This window comes from Faecalicatena contorta (assembly GCF_001404335.1).
Taxonomy (GTDB): Bacteria; Bacillota; Clostridia; order Lachnospirales; family Lachnospiraceae; genus Faecalicatena; species Faecalicatena contortus_B.
This window is the reverse complement of sequence record NZ_CYZU01000044.1, coordinates 24,079-45,712: the sequence shown is the minus strand read 5'-3', so window position 1 is coordinate 45,712 and position 21,634 is coordinate 24,079. Positions and strand designations below refer to the sequence as shown.

Here is a 21,634-nt window from a genome sequence, read left to right as displayed (position 1 = left end):
TGATAAGTCCAATCAGGATATCCTTTATCGCTTCCGTAATTCTCTCAATGATGGTGTTCATCTACCACTCCTCTTAAGAGAACAATGTTGCCAGCTGTGGAATCAGGGTAGTTCCCAGCAGCATGATTCCGGCACCAGCCATCAGCTGTTTGATGCCCTGGCTCTTAGCGCCGGGATTGTCATTTCCATATCCTTCCAGAAGGTTTACGACACCCCACACACCAAGACCTGCGCCGATAGCGACTACAAGAGTTTTTAAAGTTGTAATTGCGCTGCTAAAAAATGCCATATATTCATAAACCAAAACTGACTTCTTTCAGGTGTTTACGGGAATGAAAAAACACCGACTAAAAAGCCGGCGCACCTAATGTCAGTTATTCCTTTCCTCATTATTTTTCGTTCATTCCCAAGGTTACTCCGACAGTTCTACATGAATCACTTCCACCTCTTCTTCGGGTTTCGGTGTGTACTGTGGATTTAACTCTTTCTCTACTTTGTACCGGTTCTTCTCGTTTTCATCTGCAAGAAGCCGATAGTTTTTGTGTTTCGTGATATCATATTTATCCGAAAAAAATGGTCTGGCACCACGGATCTGCAGGATACATTTTCCTCCATCCATGACTGCAATCTCATCTTCCGTCATCAGCTGTTTGCCTGTTTTCTGGTAGTTCAATCCAAAGGACTTCTGATTACTCCTCGTCTCCGAAGTGTTATACAGGTCAATGGTTTCCTTCCCCAGAAGCTCACTCATTTCCTTTAAGGTGGTTTTCTCTTTGCCACCAAGAAAAAGTGTAGTATCACAGTTGCCCAAAATGGTATCTGCACTATCCTTATACATTGCCTTTAGCTGACTCTGGGACTGCAAAATAATAGAAGCAGAGATTTCCCTGCTTCGGATAGTTGCGATCAGCTTGTCAAACTGAGGAATCTGCCCGATGTTGGCAAACTCATCGGCGATGACACGCACATGCACCGGAAGTCTTCCACCATATTTATCATCTGCCTTATCGCAAAGCAGATTGAAAAGCTGTGACTGTAACATGGCAATCACAAAGTTAAAGGTTGTATCTGTATCAGACATGATCAGAAACAAGGCTGTTTTCCTGTCTCCGATCTTATCCAGTTCCATTTCATCGTAAGACATGATCTCACGAAGTTCTGCGATATCAAATGGGGCAAGTCTGGCTCCACAGGATATCAAAATACTTTTCGCTGTCTTTCCAGCCGCCATTTTATATTTTTTATACTGTCTGACCGCAAAGTGCTGCGGATCTCTTTCTTCCAGCTCCTGGAACATCATATCCACAGGATTCTGGTAAGTTTCATCCTCTTCACGGGTTTCGCTTTCGTTCAAAAGATCCAGAAGGGTATTCAGGTTCTTTTCCTCTTCATCCCCTTCATACCAGATAAAAGCAATCAGTGCTGTGTACAGCAATTTCTCTGCTTTCACCCAAAAATCTTCGGAAGCTTTTTCCCCTTCGCCTTTGGTATTCACAATGATTGTTGTCACCAGCTTCAAGATATCTTTTTCAGACCGTATATAGGCAAATGGATTGTAATGAAGCGATTTGGAAAAATTGATGGTATTCAGAACCTTAATCACATAGGGCTCATGAACTACTTTTCCAGACTTATCTTTCATAATATTTCCATTCTTATCTTTCTTAGGCGGTCCCTTTGCTAACATCTTCCCGCACTCCTCAATGAGAGTGCCCTTTGGATCTGTAATGACCATGGAACAATTCATCTGCATGACCGACGGTTTAACGAAAAATCGTGTCTTACCGGAACCACTACCACCGATGACCACGATATTTTTATTTCTCGCATACTTCGGCTGCTTTGGTCTGCTCTCCATAGCCAATGCTTCTGTTGCTGTCAACGGAATATTCATCCAGGGATCATCTGACATATAAGGCTTGATATCCTCTGCAGTTCCCCATCTGGCTGAACCATACTCGATTCCCTTCCGAAGTTTCTTTGCATCTGACTGTTTCTGCCAAACCAATAATTTCAAAATAACTGCGACAGTAACTCCAACCAATAGATCTCTCAGGTCAAAGCTCAACAGAATCCCTGTAAAGATCCGATCTGCATGTTCCATCGCATATAATAGTTTGTTCCCCATATCTTCTCCCGGACTGTTCCGGTAAAGAAAAAATGCCCGGTCTGCATAGAAAGCAGCCAGAGCATAAGGAATATTTGTAAGAACCAGTTCCTTTTTATCCAGGGCGGACAGCTTACCCCCGATTTTATTCTTCCACTTCTGCATCAGAGTTTTGCAGCTTTTCTTTTTCATCGACTCTGCTCCTGATGCCGGTTCTTTACTTTGTCCTTCGTCTTCTTTGGCATCATTGCCCGGTAAGCTGCAAGACGCTTATGAATGGAAGGTTTATTCGCTTTTTGAATCTGTTTCTGGGAAAACTCACGGAAAGCAGCATTGAGTGCATCCTGATCACGTCCCTTGAAGAATACCAGATAAACCGGAGGCTCTTTGCTCTTGTCTTTTTTCAGAGCATAATTGATCCCGTATTTTCTGGCATACCGTTCAAAGGACTTGATATTCTTATTTGTGATCTCGATATTGACCATCCCGGCATTCTGTTTTGCCAGCTCTTTTACCGTGACCTTTCCCTGTTTCGGCTGATTTTTCTGTGCTTTCTTCTCTACTGATTTCTGCTTTTGATGACGCAGATACGCAACAAGAACCTTTTTCAACAGGTCTGCCGTAATCTTAGTAGCCCGAATACAGAACGTGACCGTTTTCTGAGTTACCTCTTCCTGCATGCCTTTTCCCTCCTTTCAGCGATTCAACTGCTGTCCAGATCTGTAATCATGGCAATCACCCCCTTTAATGAAAAAAGACAGATTAACCGGTAATCAGGTTCTGCACCTGTACGAGTTTTTCTGTCCCTTCTTCTTTTCTCTTATCTTCTCCACCACAATAGATGGGAACACACATTTCAAGTATTCTACTGTAAATACGCTGATGGGCAGTATCCAAATCTGTGGATTTCATTTCATTCAGTCCCAGATTCGTTGTTACGATCAGCGGAAGCATTTTACAATAGCGGCTGTCTATCACATTATAGACCTGCTCCAAAGCAAACTCGGAATTTCGTTCTATTCCTAAATCATCAATAATCAGCAGCGGATAATCCACAAGATTTTGTATAATCTGGTTCTTATCTGCCTGATAGCTGGTCATTTCATTTAAGATTCTGGAAAAATTCGTCATCATGACACGTTCTCCCTGTTCCAAAAGTGCATTTGCAATACAGCCTGCAAAGAAACTTTTCCCGGTTCCAACTGGTCCCATCAGAAGCAGTCCTACATTTTTTCTCTTCATATCTGTCCAATTTTCTACATACTGCCTGACGATTAGTATCTTCTGGTTGCTTCCATTGTCATTTTCAAATTTCCATTCCCAGAATCTTCTTTCCCGAAGTCCGACTGACTTTCTCTGATAAAGCAGCCTCTGTGCTTCTTCCCGCTGCATCTTCTCATCCAGTTCCTGCCTGGCTTTTACCTCGCATTCGCACAAACAGGACACTACATGCTCAAATCCCATCAGACTGACTTTCATCTGTTTTCTTTTTCCACAGATACCACAATGAAGACATCCCTCTTCATCCAGATAATCTGCTGTTACTTTATTTTCCATCACAGGCTTTCTCCTTCCTGAAATTCATATTTGTCCATTCCTGCCCTGGCACCATCCCGTTCTGCCCAAAGACAGATTGTTGCAAAATGATTCTGATACTCTTTTCCACTGGATTTCATATAAACAGAAAGATGATCAATCCGTTTCTGGTAGTCCCACGGAAATAAAGTCATCAACTCCTGCAGTTCCGGTTCCGACAGAACAACATTTTTGAATCTCCCATACTGACTGAAATTTTCTTCCAAAGCGTGAGTGTTGCTCTTACTCTTATCAGTATGATTCTTTTCTGTCTTATTTATCTTAGTATTACTTCCTTCCAGATTCTTGCAGTCCGGACTTCTATTTTTTTGCTGCCCGGACTTCCAATTTCTTGCTATCCGGATTTCCAACTCCTTGCTATCCGGACTTCCAGTTTCTTGCAATCCAGAATGAAAATATCTGTCTGGCTTTCCTCTGACCCGTTTCACAAAATTTTTCACATATATGACAGAGGGACGGTTATTTCCCTGCCGGTAACGTTCAATCAGTCCAATTCCATGCACACTGTCAAGTTCATAAAGGAGCTTTGTTACAGTCGTATGGGACATCCGCAAAAGATCCTGCAGTTCTGCAATCGTATAAATGATATAGACATAACCGTCACTGTCAATCCAGCCATTTTTCTTTGATAGACTGATGCGGTCTAAAAGGATTCCATACAAGAGTTTTGCATCTGTGGAAAGACTCTGAAATTCCTTTTCTGTAAACAGGGCTTTCGGTATTCGGAAAAAAGAAAACTGGTCAGATTCTTCTGCTCTGAAGTATTCAAAATCTGCCATAATTTATTTCCTATTCTTCCATATTGTTGAAGTCATACCCTGCTGCACTTCCTGTGCCATGACACAATTCATCAAGCACATAATTGAACGCATTCACCGCTTCTTCCAGATAAATTTTCCTTGCCTCTTTATCACACGCATACATATCGGCAATAAATCCTTCATCATTTCCTATTGCGTGTACCAGAGTCTCCAAAACTTTCATAAATTTCTTTTTTGAACACTTTTTATGCTGCCTATTCACATACTTCTGAATGTCCAGTACTCTATCAGCATTTTCCTCATTTTCTTCCAGGATTCCAAATGCCAGGTCCATGCCAAATTCATAGCCATCACAGGAAATCTGATCAATATCAAGCTGTCCAAGCTCATCTCGATAATTTCTTTCTTCCATTGAAGTCAGTGGTGTCTCATATTCATCCAGATATCCCATATCCGCAATCGTTTCCAGAATATCTCTGGATGCTTTCACCATCTTGTCCATGATAATTTCTCTTTCTTCCATCGGCATATTTGCCATAATGCTGTCTAATGTCATCATTGATTCTTTCTCCATCTCATTTTCATAAATATCATTGATATAAAAGTGTTTCGCCTTTCCATTGTCTGAAATGATACGCACCAGATTTCCAACCTCCACCAGTTCCTGTACTGCCTGATCTACCCCATATCTGGTCGTATTCAGGTCTTTTTTCATTTCACTTTTCGGATAGATTACAAATAAATCCCCTTCACCATCTACCCAGCCATTCTGCACCGCAAATTTTAAGCGATCCAGAAATAAGCTGTATAAAATCTTTGCTGTATTTGACAGATTTTTGTATTTTTCCATCTGGAACAGCATCTTTGGCACCTGCAGACAATCTACCGGCATATACTCCATCTTACTCATTGATTATTTCCTCCTTCTGTTTGTACAGCACTTCAGCTGAATTGATATTGATTTCCAACATACCCACAAATACCTGATAATACAGCAGGCATATCTGTTCATCCTCCCTTGCCAGATACAATCCTTCCAGTTCATTGGACGGATGTTTCATTCCATATACTGCCTGACAGATATCATGGATTTTCTCACATTCCACACTCCTCAGATGCATCTCCAAAGTGTGGTTAAATCTCTGCCAGTCCTCCAGTTTCTGATTTACTGACATCATGCACTGGAACAGTTCTGCTGCTTCACATGCTGCTGACAGCACTACATTTTTGTTATTGATACTTCCATCGGCATTTTTCATATGCTCTACCATATACGCCTGATCTACTGAAACCATCTTTTAATCCTCCTCTATCTAAACGGCATTTCCTCTTCCATGCCCTCTGGGATCTCTAAGAACCCTTCCGCATCTTCTGGAAACGGTGGTCTGTCAACCATTTTTGCACCAGCAAATTCAATCCGGTTTGCATACACTTCGGTGGTATAAATCTTTTTTCCGGTATCTTTATCTTCATAATTACCCGTGACAATCTCGCCTTCCACCATGACCTTCGTTCCCTGTATCAGATAATCTCTGGCAAATTCTGCTTTCTTCGCAAAAGCCTTTACCGGAATGAAACTGACTTCATCGGAATAATTTCTTCTGACTGCCAAAACAAACTTGGCAATCTTATGAAGTCCTTTTTCATTCTCCACTTCGTTGTATCCGGGATTTCTTACCAATCGCCCAGAAATAACTGTTGTATTCATTGGCTTCCCCCTCCTATGCTTTCATTGATTTGTAACAGATACCGATACATGGTCCACATTTTCCATAGGCACATCCGTAACATTCATCTTTTTCCAACTCTTCCTGCTTCATTTCAGCGGCAAACATTCCTAACAGCGTTGTGTAAATCTTTTTCATTGCCAAGAACTTCTCTTCTGCTTTTTCCATCTTCTCTTTGTAAAATGGAATCAGTCCACGAAGAACTGGATGGAAACGTTCATTTTCATCATCCCAAGCACAGGTTTTCATCATACAGCGTGGCTGTTTCTCATAATTGCCCAGATAATACGGGCAGAACGTACAGCCTCTTTCTTTAACAATTGCCCCCGGAATCACTGGCATCTGACTTTTGATTTCCTTTGTTACATGCTTACTTTCAATTCGCTCTCTCATCTTAAAAATCCTCCAAGAATATATATATTTGCAAAAGGGAATTCCCCTGAATTGCCTGTTTTTAAGCACAAAAAAAGAGGCAGACTTACGATTTTTATTTTCGCAAGCCTGCCTCTTATCAATCTAATATTCTATTTTCCAATGACATACCGTATAAACACGTATATCGCTCTGATCACATACACTGGAATCATGATGCTTCCAATCAATGCTCCAATAATGACACTTAATGCAGCCATCCCAAGTGTTGCTGTGGTATCCATTCCTCTCGGAATTAGAATCAACCGCATTTTATGTATTCCAAATGGAAGTCCGGCAATAAATACCCACCAGAACCAATCCGTCTGCCCACTGACCTTCATAATTGTTTTTGTCATCCAAAACCAGAATACCATAAATGCCAGTGGCAGAATTGATTTTTTAATTACATCTCCAATCGTCATTTCTTTCGTCCTCTTATCTAATCTGTTTATCTTCTGTACTTTAGAAAGATATGCCTGATATCTTTGCATCTGTCTATCATTATATCTTATTTGCTTTTCATATTCCACTTTATCATCCCCTTTGCTCTGTTTGTGCTTTCCACGAATCTAATAACTGGAAAATTATTTTTTCGATTTGCTCTTTCTTGTAATCTGGTGGAAAATATTTTTGCAGTTGCTTTTCTGAAAAACTGATTTTCTGATAATTCACTTTTGCTTCTCCTCTAAGAATTTTCTCTATATCTTCTCCAGTCAATTCTTTTTGCTGGCTAAGTTCTTTCAGTTTTTTTGCCTGAGATCCATTTGGCATTTTCTTTGTTGTTCCTATAAACGCCAGTAACAATGACTGCTCATTACTTTTCAAATAAGATAAATCAACTGCAACAGTAAATGGCAATTCATTTTTATCTACAAACTCCAGCAAGTAATTCGACAAGTAGGTCAAGCGTATATATCGTTTGATCGTACTCATTGTCTCTCCGACTTCTGTGCCAACCATCTCAGCTGCCCATCTTTTTTTCAACTTTGGTTCAACTTGGACCAAAGTTAAATCAGTCCGTCTACCCTGACGTTTCAATGCTTCATACTTCATGCGGTATGCAAATGCCTTCTCACTATATAGCAGATTTTCTCTTTGAATGTTGGAATCGACCATAACCACAGTTGCTTCATCATCAGACATATCTCTGATAATGACCGGCATTGTTTTCAGTCCTAATTCCCTGCAAGCATATTTTCTTCTGTGTCCCACAACTAATTCATAATCCTTTTCCCCTGAATTTGAAGGTCTTGCAATTCCTGGCACAAGAACTCCATATTCTGAAATACTTTCAATCATTTCCTCCATTTTATCATCCCTAAACACTTTAAACGGATGATTCTTGAATGTATCCAACTCGTCCAGCGGAATTTCTCGCACACACTCCTGCTCCTCTGACAATCCGAATAATGCATCTACCCCTTTGAATTTTATCTTTGAAGCACTACTTTCTTTCACTGCCATCACCAATCACCTCCTCTACCAGTTTTTTATAAGCTTCGGCAACACGACCTTTCGGATCGTGTTTATAAATACTTACTCCCTCAGCACTCGTCTCTGCTGCCCTTATCGAAAACGGGATTGCAGTCTTGAAAATATTGATATATTCGCCATAATTATCATGAAGCAACTCTATAATCTCTTTTGAAAAATTCGTTCTTCGATCTACCATGGTAAGTAAGATTCCGTCAATCTGAAGCTTTCGATTTATCTGCTTTCTAACTTTATATATGGTCTGCATCAACTGTTCCAATCCTTTAACAGGAAGATAATGTGCCATAACCGGAATGATAACCGAATCAGCTGCTGCAAGAGCATTTACAGTAAGCATTCCTAGCGATGGCATATTATCAATCAGGATATAATCATATTCTGGCGAAATTGTCTTGATAAACTGTTTTAACACATATTCTCTGCTCATAACATTTACCAGACTAACTTCTACCCCAGACAGTTCAATATTTGCCGGAAGAATGTCCATTCCCTCTTCATGGTGAAGAATTCCATATCCTTCTGATAATTCAAGACCATTCATTTCACAATGAAGAATTGTCGCTACTGTTATTTCTAATTCATCTGGATTCTGATATCCAAGACTTTCTGTTAAACTTCCCTGTGGATCAAAATCTATTGCCAGAACTTTATATCCTTTTTTTACCAATCCGATTCCTAAATTCACACAGGAAGTTGACTTTGCGACACCACCTTTTTGATTGACTATTGCTATAACTTTTGCCATCTCTATTTCCTCCCGATTCGTAATGTATGTTTTGAAACTGCTTTTTCTGCCTTTTTCTGATTTTCAGCCTGCAATGTTAAATCATGCGTCTTTATCAGCAATGCCTCAAATCTTTCTTTTTCTTCCTGCTGTTCGTGTGCTGTCAAATCCGTTTCCAAATTCGTTTTTTGTGAAACGCTCAACTTATTTCTAATATTATATGTGTCATATCTTCTTCTAATGCAATTCGCTTCTACACCGGACAGTGTAACCAGCTCTGACCAGGAAGACACTTTACATCTTCTTGCAATCGTTCCCCATGATGGTGTTTCTGGATTTCTACAAGCATCATATATTTTTGACGTTGCCGGTTGTATCCGTTCAAATTCATTTTTAAATATTTCCAGAAAATCATATTGATCATCCACACACCTTGTTCCATGACGTCCAATCCTTACGTATTCCATCTCACCATAATAATCATTTAGAAATTCTCTGGCTGTTTTTCCAAAAAGCTTTTCAAAGACCATATGGCTTGGTAGCTCTTTATGGCTGTCACACTCTTTTATTCTCGGTGGTATACCATTATGAGATTCTGTCCATTCATCTAATGCTTCATATACACTGGCTGCATCCCATCTATCCAATGGCGTGGAAGAATATTTTTTTAGTGCCTGTATCACTTCCACAACTTCCTCCGTCTGTGGCAGACATTGCAGTAATTCGATTGCCTTGGGTATGGCTTTTCTTCTTGTCATAATTCTTGCCATAAAAAAACCTCCTTTGAATGGTCATCATCTCATTCAAGAAGGTTCCTATCAGAAACAATTCCGAATTGTTTTCAATATCTTATCTATACTGTTATTTCAACATAAGATATCGAAATGTACATCTGACAGCACTGTTTTTTTATCCAATGCCTTTATCAGAAATCCCTTATTTTAAGGCTTTTCCGGTCGTTTCCTTTATCTTACTCTATTGGGACTGCATAGGTAGAGAATTTTACTTCATAGGATAGGTCGAATTTGTCAATGGCTTTTAATAGCCCGATACTGCCGATCTGGAACAGATCCTCCGCATCCGTCCCCCGTCCATAGAAGCGCTTTACTACACACCATACCAGCCCCACATTTTCTTCGACTAATCGTTCTCTCGCTTCTTTATCTCCATCGTGTGATTTTTTGATTAAAGCGATTGTGTGGTCCATAGCTCCCTTCCTTTTCCGATGGTTTTCTTCATCCGAACCGTAGTTCCTTCACCTGGCTCGGATTCCACTTCTACATGATCCATAAAGGCTTCCATGAAAGCAAATCCCATCCCGGAACGTTCCAGCTCTGGTTTGCTGGTATACAGAGGAGTCATGGCCTGTTCTATATTTTCAATCCCGACTCCATGATCTCTTACTTCCACGGTCATCTGCTGCCCTTCAATCCTGCAGCGGATGGAAACTTTATGTATCTCGTTCTCATATCCATGGATAATGGCGTTGGTTACCGCCTCAGATATAGCTGTCTTCACATCCGAGACTTCTTCTACTGTCGGGTTCAGCTGCGTCAGAAATGATGCCACCGCCACTCTCGCAAATCCCTCGTTCGATGAATGGCTGTCAAAAATTATCTCCATTTCATTTGTGTTTTTCATGCCTCGTCCTCCTCATATATCTGCATTATTTTTGTCATTCCCGACATCGTCAGGATCTTTTTTATTCTCGCATTGGCGTGTACCGCCCAGACTTCGCCTCCCACCAGGCGGATAATCTTATACCTTCCCATTATAACTCCAATTCCTGAACTGTCCATAAAATCCGTCATCTCAAAGTCGAAAATAACAAACTTAATATGGTTCCTCTCAATCAATGCATCTGCATTTTTCCGCATTTCCTCCGCATTGTGATGATCCACCTCGCTGGGCAGGTAAATTGTCAGGCAGTTCTCCTGCACCTGATACTTCATAGTACTCCTCCTCTATGCTATTCATATACTTCCGGACTTTTTTATGCGCTCCCCGCAGCCCTGTTCTCTCTTTCATGTATCCTGCGCTTCTTTTCTTTCCCGCTGCCGTTTTTTCGTTACTGTGCACGCCCCAAAGGTGTGGGCAGCAACGTTTTTCCCATCAGAAAAAGGATATGCAGCTTTCTACATATCCTTATCTTTCGTGTATCAGAACCGCCTGAGCCGCGTATCGCCGCGCTGCAGTCCTCTTATGTATCTCTTCTTCTGCCTCTATTGTCCGTCTGTATTCTGTCCGTCGTTGTCTGCACTGCCTGTCTGATCCGCATTGCCTTCCTGCTGGTCCGTACTCTGCTGATCGGCATCCTGCCCGCCGTCAGACTGTGTATCTCCGCCCTGTGAAATACTGTCCAGGCTGTTCTTGGCCTCCTGGGCACGTTCCGTATCCGGATACAGCTCGGTCACGCGCTTCAGATACTTCACCGCATTATCGTTATCGCCGTTGCGCATATAGGCAACTCCCAGATTCAGAAGTGCTCCTCCACTGTCATAGCCCTCGTCCATTCGCACTACCTTGCTGAGGGAATCAATCGCCGTATCGTAGTTGGCCACTTCGAGGGATGCTGTCCCTCCGGAATACAAAGACTGGCAGGCAGACGGGAAAATGCTTTGCGCCAGTTCATCATACATTGCCTTACCGCCTTCTCCCAGTGCATCCTTATTAACATTCAGCAGTGTCTCCGCCATGGCATCATCTGTATAACTGTTGGAGTAGAATTGGTTGGACACTGTCATCAGATTTTCATAACTCTCCGCCGTGCTGGCCGCATTCTGCGCAGCCTGCTCGGAATTCTCGTCGTTTTCCCGGTATTGGTTCAGCGTCCTTGTCTGGGCGCTGATCTGTGCTTCCATTGCATTGATACGCTCGCTGTACTCTATAATCTGCTTATTGACGCTGTCAGCTTTCGCCTCATTCACTGCCGGCACGATCAGAAACCAAACAATGGCTGCCCCGATCACCGCCCCTACGACAATATTCATCACCGTAAACTTACTGGCCAGCACCTTGAGTCCGGCATGCTTTGGCTGGATGATCGTCTCATTCCCCAGGCTGTATTCTACCGTTTCCTCTTTGCCTTTTTTTCCATCTTTTACTTTTTTACCGCGCAAATTAGCCATCTCATGCATATAACGCAAAGTCATGTCATTCGTCGTATCCAGCTTTCTGGCAATGCGAAGAATCTGCCTCGCCTTGGCATACTGCTCGGTACGCAGGTATAAGAGCGCCAGAAGCTGATAGGCCTTCAAAAATGTCGGATGAGACGCAACCACCTTCTTCAGCTGGATGATTGCCAGATCCTCACCATTCTGGCTGCAATACACAAGACACTGATTGTAGCGCTTCACGGCCTGGTTGATTATTTCCAGCTCACTGGCCGATTGCTGTACTTCACTGATAAAATAATCAGCCACATTATCCCTGGGTTTCAGATTCTTACTGATAATCCACTCGACCAGGCCTTCCGCCACTTCTCCGCGGCCATAGTATACAAGGCCTAAAAGATTTCTGGCGGCAATATTTTCTCTATTATATTGTAAACTCCGCCGAAGTGAGGTAACCGCACCGGACATGTCACGTATCTGCGCTTTCCTCAGGCCATCATTATACCAGTAATTGGACTGGTATAAGATTTTCTTCGTATAGTCCATCTATGCTCACCGTTATCTTTCTTATTTCGTCTGATCCATTACTTCTCTCAGAAGGTCCGTCATATCTGACAAATCTTCCTGATATACTGCATCTTCAATGTCTTCTACTTCCAGGCTAGGTTTAAACTTCTTCAGTTCTTCTTCAAAATCCAGCATTACACGGCCTCCTTTTCTCAGGTATTCTTGTCACCCTGCTTTCTCACAGCGTTCTCCCTTCTGGCCGGAATGAGCGCTTTTATCATTCCAGTCAGATAAAGAGACCCCAGACAGTATATCGTCCTGTCCTGCTGATGACCCATCACGTAACGGAGCGCTTCTTCTAAGGACTCCCGCGCGAAAACAGGTTTCTCCGTATATTTTTCAAAAATACGCTGCAGCTCTTCTATACGTGCAGCACGCCCGTCATCAATCAAGGTAATCATGTAGAAATCCGTATTCAGATTTCTGCACAGACAGGCAATCATCTCTTCATAATCTTTATCCCGTACCGCAGAGAACAGAATAATATTCCCTTTTTCCTTATCCTGAACGCTCTGTACAAAGCTCTCAACTGCACTGACATTATGTGCACCGTCTACATAGACATCCGGAAGTATCTCTTCCATGCGGCCTTCCCATCTTACACCGGCAAGGGCCTCCCGCCACCGGCATATCTTCCCTTCGTTTCCGAAGATCTGCCTCATAGCCTCCAGGGCCAGAATGGCATTGCCCGGCTGATAAAGCCCAATGTTATCAAGAGTCCATGTAGTATCTCCATAATACGCATTTACGCAGGAAAATGCAATATGTTTGTCCCGGATTCCCAGAATTTCGTACGCGTCTTTCCCTATTTTTTTACAGGGCGCCCCAAGTTCTGCGGCTCTCTTCTCGATTACGCGGCTGCTGGCCTCCTGGGTGTCTGCATAGAACACCGGCACGCCCTTTTTGATAATCCCCGCTTTTTCAAATGCAATTTGTTCCAGCGTATCCCCAAGAATCGCCGTATGGTCCAGTCCGATAGAAGTAATCACGGATACCAACGGTTTCCCGATGGCATTCGTGGCGTCCAAACGCCCCCCCAGACCGGTTTCAAGCACAACGTACTCCACGCCGGCTTTGGCGAAAGCTGTCATTGCCATCCCGAAAAGGAATTCAAAAAAGGTCGGATGGGGCAGATTTTCCGCCTCCATCTCCTCCACTTTTTCCATTACATACCCGAAAACATCCAGAAAATCTTCGTCTGCAATCTGGCAGCCGTTGATCACAATTCGCTCATTCATCTTTACCAGGTGGGGTGAGACAAACATTCCTGCCGTCTTTCCCTGGGCAAGCAGCATGGCGTTCAAATATGCACACACCGACCCTTTTCCGTTCGTACCTGCCACGTGGATCACCCTGCGGCCTTCCTGTGGATTTCCCAGAAACTGAAGAAACCGGATCGTATGCCCCGTCTTATTTTTTGCCGTAAACTTCGGAATATTTAAAATATACTCTGCGGCCTCTGTGTACGTCACTTCTCTTCACCTGTTTCCTGCTCTGCAAATGCTTCGCGGCCCGGTTCCACACCGCCGATGGTCAGCGGCAGCTCCGTCAGCTTTCCGCCTTCATACTTATATTCCCTGGATGAGCGGAATATGGTATTGCTGGAACCTACCTGGCACACCTGCAGAATATCCCCGTCCTCAAGGGACGCTTCTTTTAAATCGATTCTGGTATTATTCAGGAACGTACTGCTCTGTTTTTCACCATTTATATAGACTTTACTCTGTTTCGTAAAGTTTTCTCCGTAGATACTATAAGTTCCGTCCAACTGGGAAACCAGTTCGGTTACCGCGGCGTCATTCACTCCCATCACCATATGGCCTTCTGTAATCGGCTGTCCGCTGTCTTTGTAGACATACTGCTTTCCATATAAAATGTCGTACTGCAGAAGTTCCAGGTCCGCCAGATAATTCTTGGTCTGCCGCCTCTGCTGATGGTAATTGAATATCGTGCCGGAATGGATATCCAGACGCTCAAATACATCCGCCATGATCTGGTACGCCGGGATATTTCTATCCTCTTTCTCAAGCCCGATATTATCCCAGATTACATAATTCGTATTATACAGGTATCTGCTCTTGAGATCCTTTGCTTCCAGTCCCATCGTAGGCAGGTGGTCTCCATAAAATACAATGACTGACGGCTCGTTCCGCTGTTCCACCGCCTTCACAAGATCACCGGCAAACTTATCCATTTCATACACTTCGTTCACATAATATTCCCAGGAATTGCGTTTTCCCTCGTCTTCCACCCCGCTCACCACAATCTCCGGGTTCTCAATCATCTTCTCCGTCGGATAATCCCCATGGCCCTGCACACTGATGGTAAACACAAAGTCCTGCTGTTCTGTTGTATCCATGGAATCCATGATATTCGGGATCAGGATATCGTCCGTAGCCCATCCCTTGGGCGTAGTCTGGAGAATGTTCATAAACTCTTTGCTCGTATAATGGTCAAACCCCATGTGGTTGAACACCTGGGCGCGGCTGTAGAAGTTACCGCCGTTATTGTGAAGCGCCTCTGCACCATATCCAAACTTACCCAGTGCGGTGGCTGCACTTTCCAGTACTTTGGTCTTTGCGTATGTTTTATAGGGATATTCCCCCGGGCCGAAGAAACGCATACTCATCCCCGTCAGCACCTCAAACTCTGTATTCGCCGTTCCGGCGCCAACGGAAGGGACCTTAAAGTAACCCGTCGAATGCTCCTGATACATCTTTCTCAGATTCGGGATCGGATCTTCCGAAAATTGGAGCCACTCTACCTCTGTAGGGTCAAAGTAGGATTCCAGCTGCACAAAAATAATATTCGGAAGCGTTTCTTCAGTCCTCCCGGTTGTACTTTCTGTAATACTGCCGTTGTTGCTTATCTTAGCCATCGTCTCTTCACTGTAGCCTGCAGGCTCTGAGATACCGGTATTGAATATACTTGCAGTAAAGCAGTACGGGAAACCATAGTCCTCATAGGCAAATGCAATGTTTCCAAAATAGTTGGAGACAACCCGCTTGTCAATCGCCACATCCGTCAGAAAAACATAGGCCCCAAGCCAGAATACAACTCCTGCCAGCGCAAGAATGCGATGCATTTTCCCCGCGTACTGTCCGCCCCTTCGCCACATGGAGATCACCCAGAGAATCACTGCGGCGATACCCACGATCAGCAGGATCAGTTCAAATGTGTTAAAGTAATTGCCTGTCAGGGCCAGCGCGTCCGAAAGTACCTTCAGGTCCTGGGCATTAAAAGGCGTTACCCTTTTCAGAAGCAGATACCCATTGCAAGTTCCCAGAAACAGCCAGAATACACTGAGCAGTATTCTGGCAAACAGTCTCCGCCTGACAAGATAGACAACGGAAAATGTGGCAAATATCAGGAATGCATTGAACAAAAATACTTTTGGCGATCCCACCATGTAGTCCCATGCCTCAAACAGAGAATGACGGGAGATCACCTCAATCAGCAGGTTCAGCACACATGCCAGCAGGAAATGCAGAATCAGTGAGATCCTGTCCATAAACCTGTATACCGGCTGCATCTTCTTCGCAAACTTACTGTTGCGGCGCTGTTCCAGAATCTGCTGCCGCCGCTCCCTTCTCTCTTTCCAGTGCGCTTTGACATCTTCCTTTTTTAAGTTTTTTATTTTATGAAAAAAGCCTTTTATATCAGGTTTCCTGATTTGAATGTGTTTCATTTATGACCTCTCTTACTATTTCTTCAAGCCTTCCATTCTCTCCTGTACCTGTTTTAACATCTGCGTGTATTTCTCCAGCTTTTCACGCTCTTCCTGAACCTTTGCCTCCGGCGCTTTACTGATAAACTTTTCGTTTGACAGCATCCCTTTGGCTCTCGCGATTTCTTTTGTCAGTTTCTGCTCTTCCTTCTTCAGTCGCTCCATTTCCTGTTCAAAATCAACCAGATCTTCTAACGGAAGATAGACGGATGCGCCGGGTACTACAATGGATACTGCATCTTCGCCAACGCCCTGCTTTTCTGCGCTGATATAGAGCTCTGCGGCATTCATCAGAGGCTTAACCGAATCAGACAATGCGGTAAAGCCGTCGCACAGCGCTTTTTCCCCGCTTACAATAAATACCTTTGTTTTGCGGCTGTTCTCCACGTTCATCTCCGCACGGATATTGCGGATTCCCCGGATTACCTCTTTCATATGGTCCAGAACAATCTCGGATGCGTCAAAACTCCACTCTTCCTTATAAACAGGCCAGTCAGACATCATCAGAGATTCCTCTTCCGGCACGAGCGCCTTATAGATCTCCTCTGTTACGAACGGCATAAACGGATGAAGCATCTTAAGCGCCTGCCCGAGAACGGTCTTTAACGTCCACAGTGCACAATTGGCAGCCTGCGGATTCTCCTCCTTATGGTAAATACGGAATTTTGCCATTTCGATATACCAGTCACAGAATTCATCCCATATAAAATCATAAACTTTCTGTACGGCGATTCCAAGCTCGAATTTATCCATATTTTCTGTCACATCTTTTGCCAGGGTGTTGACTTTGGACAAGATCCATTTGTCCTCCTCTGCCAATTCCGCAGTCCCCGGCTGTGTCAGCGTTTCATTTTCAATGTTCATCAGAATAAAGCGGGAAGCGTTCCATACCTTATTGGCAAAGTTTCTGCTTGCCTCCACTCTTTCATTATAAAATCTCATGTCATTCCCAGGCGCATTACCGGTTACCAGCGTCAGGCGGAGTGCATCCGCACCGTACTGGTCGATGATCTCCAGCGGGTCAATCCCATTGCCCAGTGATTTGCTCATCTTGCGCCCCTGAGAATCTCTCACAAGACCATGGATCAGCACTGTATGGAAGGGGGACCTGCCTGTATGCTCGAATCCGGAAAATACCATACGTATTACCCAGAAGAAAATGATGTCGTATCCTGTTACCAGTACGTCTGTCGGATAAAAGTAGTCCAGATCTTCTGTCTTCTCCGGCCATCCCAGTGTGGAGAACGGCCACAGCGCTGAACTGAACCATGTATCCAGGGTATCTTCATCCTGTGTAAAATGGCTGCAGCCGCAGTGCGGACAGGTCTGCGGAACTTCTTTTGCGACAACGAACTCTCCGCATTGATCACAGTAATAAGCCGGAATTCTATGGCCCCACCAGATCTGTCTGGAGATACACCAGTCTTTGATGTTCTCAAGCCAATGCAGGTAGATCTTATCAAAACGTTCCGGCACAAACTTCAGCTCGCCTGTCTTCAAGGCATTGATCGCCGGTTTTGCCAGTTCTTCCATCTTGACGAACCACTGCTGTTTGATCAGCGGTTCCACCGTTGTGCTGCATCTGTCATGGGTTCCGACATTATGAGAATGAGGCTCAATCTTCACAAGATATCCCTGTGCTTCCAGATCCGCAACGATAGCCTTTCTCGCCTCATAGCGCTCCATCCCCGCGTACTTTCCGCCTTTTTCATTGATCGTGGCGTCATCATTCATGATATTGATTTCTTCCAGATTATGACGCTTTCCTACCTCAAAGTCATTCGGGTCATGAGCCGGTGTAATCTTTACCGCACCGGTACCAAATTCCTTGTCAACGTAGTAGTCGGCCACAATCGGTATCTCCCGGTTTACAAGCGGAAGCACTGCCGTCTTTCCCACAATATCGCTGTACCGCTCATCATCCGGATGTACCGCAATTGCAGTATCACCAAGCATAGTCTCGGGACGTGTCGTCGCAATCTCCAGGAATCTGTCCGTTCCTGCGATGGGATACTTGATATGCCAGAAGAAACCGTCCTGCTCCTCATGCTCTACTTCCGCATCGGACAGAGAAGTCTTACATACCGGACACCAGTTGATGATTCTGGAGCCTTTATAAATATATCCCTTTTCATACAGTTTGATAAAGACGTCTTCAACAGCCTTGGAACAACCTTCATCCATGGTGAAACGTTCTCTGTCCCAGTCACAGGAAATCCCCAGCTTTTTCAGCTGGTTTTCAATCGTTCCGGCATATTCTTCCTTCCACTGCCAGGTTCTCTCAAGAAAGCCTTCTCTTCCCAGCTCTTTCTTGTCGATTCCCTCTTCTTTCAGCTGATTCGTTACCTTGACTTCCGTAGAGATCGCAGCATGGTCTGTTCCCGGAATCCACAAGGCATTGTAGCCCTCCATCCTTTTATAGCGGATCAGGATATCCTGCAGCGTATTATCCAGTGCGTGTCCCATGTGGAGTTTCCCCGTAATATTCGGAGGCGGCATCACCGTAGTAAACGGCTTTCTGCTCCTGTCAATTTCCGCATGAAAATACTTGTTTTCGCACCATTTCTCATAAGTCTTGTCTTCAATTTCTTTCGGATTATAAGTCTTTGCCAATTCCTTGCTCATAGTTTCCTCCTTGTTCTCCCTCATAAATATCGTACTCTTATCTCTGTACCAGCCAAAAGTCTTATGTACAGCTTTCTCTGATCAGGTGTCCGCCCCATCACTTTAGTGGCTCGAATGCCATGCAGCATGATGCACTGCCCGTGAATAGCAACCCGCTTTTTCACGGATTTTTCACAGTTTTTTGAATTTAAAAAGCCCTTTACTATAAGTAAAGGGCGTTATATACGCGGTACCACCTTAATTTTATGTCCTTTTTGTTCTTCGGACCTGCTGCTTCTGCCTGCAGTCTGTCACTGACAAAACAGTATACGGACATCTCTAAAGTCCTGTAACGCGGACAACTCCGGGATATCCTACTGAATGTGCTCTTGTTCAGATATCCGGTTCAGAAGCTACCTTCCACGATCCTCACCTGAAACCACCTTACAGCCAACGGATGGTTCTCTCTGCCAGAAGCGATCATGTACTCCTCTTCCTCAACACCTTTGTATATGGTTACCGGACGTCTGTTACGGCCGATAAGATATTAATAAAATGTTAACTTTATATTAACTACAAACTATCATATCTTTCGGACGTTAATTTGTCAAGGTTGTTTAACGAATATTAAGAATTCTGTATTGCCAAACAAACGTATTATACAATATCTATTTTCACAATAATTTGCAGTCACTCAAAATCTTTTCTATTGCCTCCCACGCAGAAAGAGATGGATTTTCTTTATAATATTTGTATCCCCTATATTCAAGCAATCTATATCCATTCTCATTGTTTTTCTGCATGATTTTTCTTGCACGTTCAATAGCGTCAATTACATTAGAAAGATTCATTTTACTCAAACATCGTTTAAAATTATCCTCATGTTTATATTCATCCATGTTCTCAAATTTCTCACCAAAGGCTTTATTAATTGGTGTAATGTACTGCTTTCTATGAGTGAATGAAGCATTACAATTTGCCATGTGCAATATAATCCATAAATCGAAAGTAAAATTACTATATCCTGATTTATACTTTATCTGCTTGCCTATTTGCTCTGCTTTCTTCATATTGTCCATAGCATCTTGGAATCCTTGAACATGATTAGGCTCATCGCTTTCATAATCAAAGAAATGATATACCTTAATCTCTCTTGTGACTGTCAAAGATTTTGCGTGTTTTAGTGGATTCTTTTTCACCGGACAATCAATCGAAACTTTACAAACAGATTCTTCCGTATTGTTAATAAGGTCTTGCAACCATTTCAAATACCATTGCTCTGTTTCTCCCTCGACACTAAAATAGTATTTATTGGTCGGCTTTCTCTTTGCCATCGCTACACCTCACCTTCTCGATCCAAAATCTCCTCAAAGATTGGTGTAAAATCAATATCCTTAATCGCACCATACTGGCTTATAAAGTATTTGCCCATATAATCTTCATGTTTACGGACACCCTTGTCACCCGTTGTTCCAAAATCAGACAACGCATACAAGATACTCTGGTGGCTGTCATCATCACGTTCGACGAATTTAATCTCATCTCTCCTGAAGAGATTGGAGTTTAAAAAAATGGGATTATGTGTATTAAAAATCAACTGTGCATGGTGAATATTAATATCATCATTATGAAAAACATTGATAATACTCATCAATGCCATTGGGTGAATAGACGCATCAAATTCATCAACTACCAGCGTTCCTCCGGTCTGAATTGCTTTTATAACTAGCGGAAACATATTGATAAATCGGATTGTCCCATAAGATTCAAAAATCTCCGCTGCAATAGCCGCATTCTTTTTATTCTTCATATCCCGAAAAACAGAATACAGTTTTGCGTCCGGCTCATCCTCACTTATAACATACCCTACTGCATTTGAGTTAATTCCAAATAGTTTTGCCGCTTTATCAGTTGTCTTTTCCACATAAACTGCCTTTTTCTTAGGATCAGCAAATCTTTTAATTAACTGCATAGAATCGGCACGATAGATTACCATAAACTTATTTGTAAACCAATCTACAATCAATTTTGTAAATTTCTGTGAGAAAACAAGCTTAAATCCATTTGTTAAAAACAGTTCTTCCTTACTTATACTGTTCTTCGCAATCTCGCTTACGCTTTCTACATTTTGCGCTGTTACATCAGAAAGGTACTCTTTAATAACTTTCATATTTCCAATATACAAATCATTGGCACGCTGAAAAATTGGTTCTCCATTTACAAAAAGCTTTTCTGATACGATTTTTCTCGGATATTCCTCATCAAGGAACACTCCTAAATCAATCTCCAATTCATATAAAATTCTAAATTTATCTCCTGCATCTTCCTCATAAAACTCGACGGAAAAACAAACTGGCATTCCTTCTGTTTCATTATTGTTTGGTATCAGCTCTAATGCTGCCGCTGCCGGATTTGGCGAAGATTTCTCCTCGGAATTTCTAATATTTCCTCGTAATACAATCGCACGAAGGACATCCATTGCACCTATAATATTTGTTTTTCCGGCGGCATTCGGTCCATAAATTACGGAGGAACTCAAACCACGGATTTCTTTTCCTTTTACCTTCGTTTTCATCAAACTGTAATCTAAGCCTTTCTGCTTTGGTGCAGCTACCATAGAAAAACTAGATTCTTCCACAAATGATTTATAATTCTTTGTCTTGAATTCAAGAAGCATATAAAACCCCCATTCCGCTAAATACTTGCAAAATCTTATAACGATTATATGCTAATTATTATAATTATTCAATACTTTTATTCTGATTTTGCATTTTTCCCGCAAAATCGCATCTTTTTATTT

Annotated in this window: 22 protein-coding genes, 1 pseudogene and 1 other annotated feature; all 23 genes and pseudogenes read right to left on the bottom strand. The window is 42.8% G+C overall.

The features are described from left to right. Positions 1 to 73: 73 nt before the first annotated feature. Positions 74 to 289, bottom strand: a complete 216-nt coding sequence (locus tag ARB69_RS18645) for a Maff2 family mobile element protein (RefSeq protein ID WP_017144663.1) — start codon at positions 287 to 289, stop codon at positions 74 to 76. A 123-nt stretch (positions 290 to 412) separates the two neighbouring features. Then, positions 413 to 2,272 carry a VirD4-like conjugal transfer protein, CD1115 family gene (locus ARB69_RS18640; RefSeq protein ID WP_330377032.1) on the bottom strand — a complete coding sequence of 620 codons (1,860 nt, stop codon included), beginning with the start codon at positions 2,270 to 2,272 and terminating at the stop codon, positions 413 to 415. A 23-nt stretch (positions 2,273 to 2,295) separates the two neighbouring features. After that, positions 2,296 to 2,787, bottom strand: coding sequence for a PcfB family protein (locus ARB69_RS18635; RefSeq protein ID WP_055057305.1), 492 nt, complete (start codon positions 2,785 to 2,787; stop codon positions 2,296 to 2,298). Between the two features lie 82 nt (positions 2,788 to 2,869). Next, positions 2,870 to 3,664 (bottom strand): ATP-binding protein, encoded by a 795-nt coding sequence (locus ARB69_RS18630; RefSeq protein ID WP_055057304.1) that lies wholly within the window; start codon positions 3,662 to 3,664, stop codon positions 2,870 to 2,872. After that, positions 3,664 to 4,482 (bottom strand): replication initiator protein A, encoded by an 819-nt coding sequence (locus ARB69_RS18625; protein WP_055057303.1) that lies wholly within the window; start codon positions 4,480 to 4,482, stop codon positions 3,664 to 3,666. Before ARB69_RS18625 ends, ARB69_RS18630 begins: the two co-directional genes overlap by 1 nt. Before the next feature lie 10 nt (positions 4,483 to 4,492). Further along, positions 4,493 to 5,374 (bottom strand): replication initiator protein A, encoded by an 882-nt coding sequence (locus tag ARB69_RS18620; RefSeq protein WP_055057302.1) that lies wholly within the window; start codon positions 5,372 to 5,374, stop codon positions 4,493 to 4,495. Beyond that, positions 5,367 to 5,759 carry a hypothetical protein gene (locus ARB69_RS18615; RefSeq protein WP_008371496.1) on the bottom strand — a complete coding sequence of 131 codons (393 nt, stop codon included), beginning with the start codon at positions 5,757 to 5,759 and terminating at the stop codon, positions 5,367 to 5,369. The genes ARB69_RS18620 and ARB69_RS18615 overlap by 8 nt, the downstream gene beginning before the upstream one ends. 14 nt (positions 5,760 to 5,773) lie before the next feature. Then, the gene (locus tag ARB69_RS18610) at positions 5,774 to 6,172 is read right to left on the bottom strand and encodes a single-stranded DNA-binding protein (protein ID WP_054335695.1); all 399 of its coding nucleotides are present in this window, start codon (positions 6,170 to 6,172) and stop codon (positions 5,774 to 5,776) included. A gap of 13 nt (positions 6,173 to 6,185) precedes the next feature. Then, complete coding sequence (locus ARB69_RS18605; RefSeq protein ID WP_055057301.1) at positions 6,186 to 6,584, bottom strand: hypothetical protein; 399 nt, start codon at positions 6,582 to 6,584, stop codon at positions 6,186 to 6,188. A gap of 131 nt (positions 6,585 to 6,715) precedes the next feature. After that, positions 6,716 to 7,135, bottom strand: coding sequence for a DUF6050 family protein (locus tag ARB69_RS18600; protein WP_017144664.1), 420 nt, complete (start codon positions 7,133 to 7,135; stop codon positions 6,716 to 6,718). A gap of 4 nt (positions 7,136 to 7,139) precedes the next feature. After that, positions 7,140 to 8,069 (bottom strand): ParB/RepB/Spo0J family partition protein, encoded by a 930-nt coding sequence (locus ARB69_RS18595; protein ID WP_008688042.1) that lies wholly within the window; start codon positions 8,067 to 8,069, stop codon positions 7,140 to 7,142. Then, positions 8,050 to 8,844, bottom strand: coding sequence for a ParA family protein (locus ARB69_RS18590; RefSeq protein ID WP_055057300.1), 795 nt, complete (start codon positions 8,842 to 8,844; stop codon positions 8,050 to 8,052). Before ARB69_RS18590 ends, ARB69_RS18595 begins: the two co-directional genes overlap by 20 nt. Before the next feature lie 2 nt (positions 8,845 to 8,846). After that, positions 8,847 to 9,593, bottom strand: a complete 747-nt coding sequence (locus ARB69_RS18585; RefSeq protein ID WP_008688040.1) for a hypothetical protein — start codon at positions 9,591 to 9,593, stop codon at positions 8,847 to 8,849. Positions 9,594 to 9,799: 206 nt separating this feature from the next. Then, positions 9,800 to 10,030: pseudogene (locus ARB69_RS18580) on the bottom strand (sigma-70 family RNA polymerase sigma factor); the annotation flags it as partial. Further along, positions 10,009 to 10,464 (bottom strand): anti-sigma F factor, encoded by a 456-nt coding sequence (gene spoIIAB, locus ARB69_RS18575; protein ID WP_025656555.1) that lies wholly within the window; start codon positions 10,462 to 10,464, stop codon positions 10,009 to 10,011. The gene spoIIAB and the pseudogene ARB69_RS18580, both read right to left, overlap by 22 nt. Next, positions 10,461 to 10,775, bottom strand: a complete 315-nt coding sequence (locus ARB69_RS18570; protein ID WP_025656554.1) for an STAS domain-containing protein — start codon at positions 10,773 to 10,775, stop codon at positions 10,461 to 10,463. Before ARB69_RS18570 ends, spoIIAB begins: the two co-directional genes overlap by 4 nt. A 270-nt stretch (positions 10,776 to 11,045) precedes the next feature. Continuing rightward, complete coding sequence (locus ARB69_RS18565; RefSeq protein ID WP_055154658.1) at positions 11,046 to 12,482, bottom strand: tetratricopeptide repeat protein; 1,437 nt, start codon at positions 12,480 to 12,482, stop codon at positions 11,046 to 11,048. 21 nt (positions 12,483 to 12,503) lie between these two features. Further along, the gene (locus ARB69_RS27935) at positions 12,504 to 12,638 is read right to left on the bottom strand and encodes a hypothetical protein (RefSeq protein WP_255350410.1); all 135 of its coding nucleotides are present in this window, start codon (positions 12,636 to 12,638) and stop codon (positions 12,504 to 12,506) included. Between the two features lie 17 nt (positions 12,639 to 12,655). Then, positions 12,656 to 13,975 carry a bifunctional folylpolyglutamate synthase/dihydrofolate synthase gene (locus ARB69_RS18560; protein WP_055154657.1) on the bottom strand — a complete coding sequence of 440 codons (1,320 nt, stop codon included), beginning with the start codon at positions 13,973 to 13,975 and terminating at the stop codon, positions 12,656 to 12,658. Next, positions 13,972 to 16,191 carry an LTA synthase family protein gene (locus tag ARB69_RS18555; RefSeq protein WP_050640070.1) on the bottom strand — a complete coding sequence of 740 codons (2,220 nt, stop codon included), beginning with the start codon at positions 16,189 to 16,191 and terminating at the stop codon, positions 13,972 to 13,974. Before ARB69_RS18555 ends, ARB69_RS18560 begins: the two co-directional genes overlap by 4 nt. Before the next feature lie 15 nt (positions 16,192 to 16,206). Then, positions 16,207 to 18,855, bottom strand: a complete 2,649-nt coding sequence (locus ARB69_RS18550) for a valine--tRNA ligase (RefSeq protein WP_050640071.1) — start codon at positions 18,853 to 18,855, stop codon at positions 16,207 to 16,209. A 208-nt stretch (positions 18,856 to 19,063) separates the two neighbouring features. Beyond that, positions 19,064 to 19,344: a binding site (T-box leader), on the bottom strand. A gap of 164 nt (positions 19,345 to 19,508) precedes the next feature. Next, a complete protein-coding gene (locus tag ARB69_RS18545) occupies positions 19,509 to 20,168 on the bottom strand; it encodes an RloB family protein (RefSeq protein WP_055154656.1) in 660 nt (219 codons plus the stop codon). Between the two features lie 2 nt (positions 20,169 to 20,170). After that, the gene (locus ARB69_RS18540) at positions 20,171 to 21,511 is read right to left on the bottom strand and encodes an AAA family ATPase (RefSeq protein ID WP_055154655.1); all 1,341 of its coding nucleotides are present in this window, start codon (positions 21,509 to 21,511) and stop codon (positions 20,171 to 20,173) included. Between the last annotated feature and the right edge of the window lie 123 nt (positions 21,512 to 21,634).

Coding starts and splice junctions, on each gene's coding strand:
- ARB69_RS18645 (WP_017144663.1), bottom strand. CDS start 289: ATGGCATTTTTTAGCAGCGCAATTACAACTTTAAAAACTCTTGTAGTC.
- ARB69_RS18640 (WP_330377032.1), bottom strand. CDS start 2,272: ATGCAGAAGTGGAAGAATAAAATCGGGGGTAAGCTGTCCGCCCTGGAT.
- ARB69_RS18635 (WP_055057305.1), bottom strand. CDS start 2,787: ATGCAGGAAGAGGTAACTCAGAAAACGGTCACGTTCTGTATTCGGGCT.
- ARB69_RS18630 (WP_055057304.1), bottom strand. CDS start 3,664: ATGGAAAATAAAGTAACAGCAGATTATCTGGATGAAGAGGGATGTCTT.
- ARB69_RS18625 (WP_055057303.1), bottom strand. CDS start 4,482: ATGGCAGATTTTGAATACTTCAGAGCAGAAGAATCTGACCAGTTTTCT.
- ARB69_RS18620 (WP_055057302.1), bottom strand. CDS start 5,374: ATGAGTAAGATGGAGTATATGCCGGTAGATTGTCTGCAGGTGCCAAAG.
- ARB69_RS18615 (WP_008371496.1), bottom strand. CDS start 5,759: ATGGTTTCAGTAGATCAGGCGTATATGGTAGAGCATATGAAAAATGCC.
- ARB69_RS18610 (WP_054335695.1), bottom strand. CDS start 6,172: ATGAATACAACAGTTATTTCTGGGCGATTGGTAAGAAATCCCGGATAC.
- ARB69_RS18605 (WP_055057301.1), bottom strand. CDS start 6,584: ATGAGAGAGCGAATTGAAAGTAAGCATGTAACAAAGGAAATCAAAAGT.
- ARB69_RS18595 (WP_008688042.1), bottom strand. CDS start 8,069: ATGGCAGTGAAAGAAAGTAGTGCTTCAAAGATAAAATTCAAAGGGGTA.
- ARB69_RS18590 (WP_055057300.1), bottom strand. CDS start 8,844: ATGGCAAAAGTTATAGCAATAGTCAATCAAAAAGGTGGTGTCGCAAAG.
- ARB69_RS18585 (WP_008688040.1), bottom strand. CDS start 9,593: ATGGCAAGAATTATGACAAGAAGAAAAGCCATACCCAAGGCAATCGAA.
- spoIIAB (WP_025656555.1), bottom strand. CDS start 10,464: ATGAAAAACACAAATGAAATGGAGATAATTTTTGACAGCCATTCATCG.
- ARB69_RS18570 (WP_025656554.1), bottom strand. CDS start 10,775: ATGAAGTATCAGGTGCAGGAGAACTGCCTGACAATTTACCTGCCCAGC.
- ARB69_RS18565 (WP_055154658.1), bottom strand. CDS start 12,482: ATGGACTATACGAAGAAAATCTTATACCAGTCCAATTACTGGTATAAT.
- ARB69_RS27935 (WP_255350410.1), bottom strand. CDS start 12,638: ATGCTGGATTTTGAAGAAGAACTGAAGAAGTTTAAACCTAGCCTGGAA.
- ARB69_RS18555 (WP_050640070.1), bottom strand. CDS start 16,191: ATGAAACACATTCAAATCAGGAAACCTGATATAAAAGGCTTTTTTCAT.
- ARB69_RS18550 (WP_050640071.1), bottom strand. CDS start 18,855: ATGAGCAAGGAATTGGCAAAGACTTATAATCCGAAAGAAATTGAAGAC.
- ARB69_RS18545 (WP_055154656.1), bottom strand. CDS start 20,168: ATGGCAAAGAGAAAGCCGACCAATAAATACTATTTTAGTGTCGAGGGA.
- ARB69_RS18540 (WP_055154655.1), bottom strand. CDS start 21,511: ATGCTTCTTGAATTCAAGACAAAGAATTATAAATCATTTGTGGAAGAA.